Source organism: Bacteroidia bacterium, assembly GCA_025056095.1.
Classification (GTDB): Bacteria; Bacteroidota; Bacteroidia; order JANWVE01; family JANWVE01; genus JANWVE01.
Map to the genome: position 1 here is coordinate 1 of JANWVW010000205.1, position 5,035 is coordinate 5,035.

Consider the following 5,035-nt stretch of genomic DNA (forward strand, 5'->3'; position numbering starts at 1 on the left):
GAATAACCTTCCAACTTGTATGCTATCATAGTCCCAAGATAGGATGCTATCAAAACGCCAAGTATCATCGGAAGAACAATCCCCCAAGCAATATAGCCTGTATGCATGCTTATCTCAATCGCAGGGCTGCTGTACATATACACCAAAGTGTTAAAAAAAGCTGACACAATAATAGAAGAAACTGAAATATTCACCGCTCTCTTAACCGATAAGTTAAACAAAGTAGAAAGCATAGGTACAATCACTATTCCCCCGCCTAATCCTGTTAAGGGGGAAACTATGCCCGCTATGCATCCCGTAAGTGCATACTTCCAGTACGCTAATTCAGTAAAAACTTTATTTTCATCTGCTTTTTTTTGTGTGTGCCGTGCTGCCTTCAAAGTTTTGACGATGGTTAAAACCAAAATTGCGCTAAAAACAACTAAAAAAGTACGTTTATCATACCAATTGCTTTGCTGTATAAAATAACTTATTGACATAGAAACTATAGCCGATGGCACGCCCACCCAAAGTAAAGCACTGCCGTAAAAAGTCTTTTGCTTAATCTGCCTTACAATGCTCGATAAACTCGCAAACAAAGTAGCAAAAATAGAATTCGCTAAAATAAATCTCGTAATTTCGTAGGTATCTTGAACGTATTCCTTAAAAACATACTGCAAAATAATAATATAAATCAATCCCCCTCCTATGCCCAACAAGCCCGCTAAAAAACCTCCTACTAAACCTAATCCAAATAAAATAAACCAAAGTGCACTACTCATCCTTCTGTTTGTGCGAAAATTCTATAATGTAGTCTGTAAGTATTCGGTATAATGTTTCGTAGTGCGGGAATTCTTTCTGCAACATTTTAATATGCATTTCAATGGTAGATAGGTCTTTTCGCTTTGCAGGACCTGTTTGCATGTATATAGGTTGAGTATCGGCTATTTTTAGTAAAGTTTCCTTCAACAACGGGTAATAAATAGTATGTGTTAAACCTTGTTTTTGAGTAACTTCGTGTGCTACTTGCATTAAGTAGTTAAAAAAGTTTTGGGCAAATACTGCACCCAAGTGTATGTATTTTCGTTTTTGGCTATCTGCACGAAGGGGCTGTGCTTCCAAGCTAGAGGCTAATTTGAACAATATATTTTCTACTTCTGTACTGTGCGCTTCTATAAAAATAGGGACATTTTGCCAACTAACTATGCGATTTTTAGAAAATGTTTGTAAAGGATAAAATACTGCGCCTTTGTCGGTATGTTGCTCAAAAACTTCTATGCCTACACTCCCTGAAGTATGTGCAATAACTTGCAAATCGTGCAGAATAGAGAAATCTATTTGCTTAATTACGTTAGCAACTTGGCTATCTTGGACTGCAATCAAAATGACGTGAGTAAGTTCAGGGATGTAATTTACACAAGCAGACCAGCGGCTATTGTAGCCTGTTAGTTGGGATAGTGCCAGAAGAGACTTGCCCACTACACTAACATTATACTGATGAGATAGTGCGACGGCTAAGTTTTCAGCTACGCCTCCTGTGCCAATAAGTGTAATGTTCATGACAATACTTTTTCTACTAATATGCTGACTTTATTGTTAAGTACTTCTATTACGCCGCCCTCTATTTTGAAAGTAGTGCTTTTACCTTTTTGGCTGATGCTTAAATCGCCTTTGGATAGAGTAGAGATTATAGGTGCGTGTTTATCTTTGACTTCGAAACTTCCTGCGGCACCAGGTAATTTAACACTTTCGGCATCGCCTTGAAAAATAATACGTTCAGGGGAAATAATTTCTACAAACATGTTGCAAATATACAAGTAAGCCACAAGATAACAACTGTTTTTACAGAAATGAACAAAAATAATTGGTTTTGAAAAGTTTGTAATTTTTTGGGCGTGCCCTTGCCCATACTTCGCTGCGCTTGTATGGGCAAGGTCGGCGTGCTGCGGGCTACGCTATCGCTTCGGTGCTGCGCTTCGCTACGCACCGTGCTGACGCACGCCCTTCGCATGCCTCACGCAGATAAGCCACAAGCATACTAATCTCACTTGTTCAATACTTAACCCTGTAAGTATTTGAAAATGAACGATAAAAAGGTAAAAAACAAGGTTTAAACTTGTAAATTATTGAAAATCAATTAAAAATAAGATAAAACTTATATGCTCAGGGTTGAAGGGGTATAACAAGTCCATGTATTCAAGGTTTAATCTTGCAAGTACCTGAAAATGAATACAAAATAAGATAAAATAAGTGCGATTAAAACGAGGTAAAAAATTTTAACCTTGTAAGCGTTTGATAATCAAAATTGAACAAGGTAAAGCAGGGATATATGTAAAAATCAGGTAAAACATCAAAATACTGTTTGCGTGAGGGCTATGGAGCATGCCATAAGGCAGTGCGAAGCGTGAGCGTAGCACCGAGCGTGAGCGGAGTGCGGAATAGCCCGACCCGAGCGCAGCGAGGGACACGCCCAAAAATCTATAAGAATTAAACTACCTTAATACCTGTTACTTATGCATTATTTGTATTTTTGCCCCTATGATCAATGCGCATGCGTTATTACCTACGGCTAAAAAATTAGGGCTGTTAGAGGAAGAGTACTTCAAAATAGTAGAATTTTTAGGCAGAGAACCTAATTTTACAGAACTTTCTATCTATTCCGTGATGTGGAGCGAACATTGCTCATACAAAAATTCAATTGTATGGCTCAAAACTTTACCTAAAGAAGGAAAATATGTATTAGCTAAAGCAGGCGAAGAAAATGCGGGTTTAATGGACATTGGAGAGGGATTAGCCGTAGCTTTCAAAATAGAGTCCCATAATCACCCTTCTGCAATTGAACCTTACCAAGGCGCAGCCACAGGAGTAGGAGGTATTCACAGAGATATTTTCACTATGGGAGCAAGACCTATCGCAGCACTTAACTCGTTACGTTTTGGTAATCTTTCGCATGCGCGGACCAAATATCTTGTCAAAGGTGTAGTCAAAGGAATTGGTGACTACGGAAATGCCTTCGGCGTGCCTACCGTAGCAGGAGAAACCTTTTTTGATGAATGTTATACTGTAAATCCGTTAGTTAATGCTATGTCTGTAGGTATTGTTAAACAAGGTAAAACGGTTTCTTCCGTAGCGAAAGGAGTGGGCAATCCTGTGTTCATTGTAGGTAGTGCCACAGGCAAAGATGGTATTCACGGAGCAACCTTTGCATCCGAAGATATTACAGAAAAATCCACAGAGAAATTACCCGCAGTGCAAGTAGGCGACCCATTTGCAGAAAAATTACTCTTGGAAGCCACACTGGAAGCCATAGAAACAGGTGCTATCGTAGGTATGCAAGATATGGGCGCAGCAGGAATTACTTGTTCTACTTCCGAAATGAGTGCCAAAGGAAATGTAGGTATGCGCATCGATTTAGATAAAGTCCCTACCCGACAACCTAATATGCAACCCTTTGAAATTCTACTCTCTGAATCCCAAGAACGTATGCTGATTGTGGCAGAAAAAGGGAAAGAACATTTAATACAAGCAGTTTTTGAAAAATGGGATTTACCTTGCGTACAAATAGGCACTGTTACCGATACAGGCTATTTAGAATATTACATGAATGGCGAATTAGTAGCTCATGTACCTGCTCAATCTCTGGTAGTAGGTGGAGGCGCACCTGTCTATCATAGAAATTACAAAGAACCCGCTTACATGCAAGAAGTTAAAAAGTTTAACCCTGATAACATCCCTGTACCCAAAAACAAACAAGAATTTATTGATATTATTCACTTTTTGCTTTCTCATCCGAATATCACATCTAAACACTGGATTTATGAACAGTACGATAGAATGGTAGGTACAGCTAACATGAGTATTAACGAACCCGCCGATGCGGCTATAATTAAAATAAAAGGCACACAAAAAGCGCTCACTCTAACCGTAGATTGTAACAGCAGATACGTACACGCAAACCCTGAAATTGGCTGCGCTATTGCTGTATTAGAAGCGGCACGGAATATCACTTGCAGCGGAGGTGTTCCATTAGGGGTAACGAATTGTCTAAACTTTGGAAATCCGTATAATGAGGAGGTATATTGGCAATTTGTGCATAGCATTAAGGGAATGAAATTAGCTTGTGAGGCATTAGGAATTCCTGTAACGGGTGGAAATGTAAGTTTCTATAATCAATCAGTGATAGATAACATTACTGTACCTGTGTTCCCAACGCCCACCATTGGCATGGTCGGTTTAATTGAGAGTCTACAAAATGATAGAATGTCCTTAGGTTTTAAGCAAGCAGGGCATTTAATATACATTTTGGGCGATATTACCGCAGATATTGCTTGCAGTGAATACTTGTATAGTTATCATAAGGTCAAATATAGTCCTGCACCTTATTTGAACGTGGAAAATGAAGTAAAATTACAGAACAATCTACGCGAACTCATTCAACATAAACTCATTTATTCAGCCCATGATGTGGCAGATGGAGGTCTTATTACTACGTTATTTGAAAGTGCGTTTGTACATGATATTGGTTTTAGCATTGAAGTTCCTTCAAATATCCGCCCTGATGCATTTTTATTCGGAGAGGGACAAGGCAGAGTAGTGGTTACCGTTGCAGAACAAGATAAAACTGTATTTGAAAAACATTGCTACATACCTTATTTGTTAATAGGTAAAACTCTTGCAGAACCTGCTATGGAAGTAAAAAATTACATTTCTTACATGGATTACAGCACGTTTAAGGATAGTTATTATCAAGGTTTGCAAGTAGAATGATAGGCGTTATATCAGATTTGATGAGCAGTTATTAGGTTAATTTTGGGCGTGTCCTTGTGGGCATGAGCGCAGCGAGGGGCACGCCCAAAAAAATATCTCAAAACTGATAGAATTACGAACTATAAACCATTACACAACTCAAATGCACATTTTCTAAACACTGTACCGCTTGATGCATGCTTTTAATCGGCTGAATGCTCAATATAAGCTGCTCTTTAATTTGCTTCAAACTGTGTGTTTTACCATTTTTCGCTACGTACTCTAATAACTTCCCAAAAGCTTCACTTTT

General features: G+C 38.7%; 6 protein-coding genes. 2 read left to right on the forward strand and 4 right to left on the reverse strand.

What is annotated here, in order from left to right:
• From NZ519_11920 to NZ519_11935, 4 genes are all read right to left on the reverse strand, one after another.
• Positions 1 to 761, reverse strand: a 761-nt coding sequence (locus tag NZ519_11920; protein MCS7029462.1) for a sulfite exporter TauE/SafE family protein, incomplete at its 3' end; no start/stop codon positions are given.
• Positions 754 to 1,539: a DUF2520 domain-containing protein gene (locus tag NZ519_11925; GenBank protein ID MCS7029463.1), complete on the reverse strand. Its 786-nt coding sequence runs from the start codon at positions 1,537 to 1,539 to the stop codon at positions 754 to 756. The genes NZ519_11925 and NZ519_11920, both read right to left, overlap by 8 nt.
• Positions 1,536 to 1,781 carry an ATP synthase F1 subunit epsilon gene (gene atpC, locus NZ519_11930; protein MCS7029464.1) on the reverse strand — a complete coding sequence of 82 codons (246 nt, stop codon included), beginning with the start codon at positions 1,779 to 1,781 and terminating at the stop codon, positions 1,536 to 1,538. Before atpC ends, NZ519_11925 begins: the two co-directional genes overlap by 4 nt.
• On the reverse strand, positions 1,772 to 1,990 hold the full coding sequence (locus NZ519_11935; GenBank protein MCS7029465.1) for a hypothetical protein: 219 nt from the start codon (positions 1,988 to 1,990) through the stop codon (positions 1,772 to 1,774). The genes atpC and NZ519_11935 overlap by 10 nt, the downstream gene beginning before the upstream one ends.
• A 351-nt stretch (positions 1,991 to 2,341) precedes the next feature.
• On the opposite strand from NZ519_11935, the gene NZ519_11940 reads away from it, so the two are divergent.
• Positions 2,342 to 2,470 (forward strand): hypothetical protein, encoded by a 129-nt coding sequence (locus tag NZ519_11940; GenBank protein ID MCS7029466.1) that lies wholly within the window; start codon positions 2,342 to 2,344, stop codon positions 2,468 to 2,470.
• Between the two features lie 47 nt (positions 2,471 to 2,517).
• Positions 2,518 to 4,746, forward strand: a complete 2,229-nt coding sequence (purL, locus tag NZ519_11945; protein ID MCS7029467.1) for a phosphoribosylformylglycinamidine synthase subunit PurL — start codon at positions 2,518 to 2,520, stop codon at positions 4,744 to 4,746.
• The last annotated feature ends 289 nt before the right edge of the window (positions 4,747 to 5,035 follow it).

Bases quoted from the DNA above. Each gene is read 5' to 3' on its own strand.
- purL (MCS7029467.1), top strand. From the start codon at position 2,518: ATGATCAATGCGCATGCGTTATTACCTACGGCTAAAAAATTAGGGCTG.
- NZ519_11935 (MCS7029465.1), bottom strand. From the start codon at position 1,990: ATGCGAAGGGCGTGCGTCAGCACGGTGCGTAGCGAAGCGCAGCACCGA.
- NZ519_11925 (MCS7029463.1), bottom strand. From the start codon at position 1,539: ATGAACATTACACTTATTGGCACAGGAGGCGTAGCTGAAAACTTAGCC.
- atpC (MCS7029464.1), bottom strand. From the start codon at position 1,781: ATGTTTGTAGAAATTATTTCCCCTGAACGTATTATTTTTCAAGGCGAT.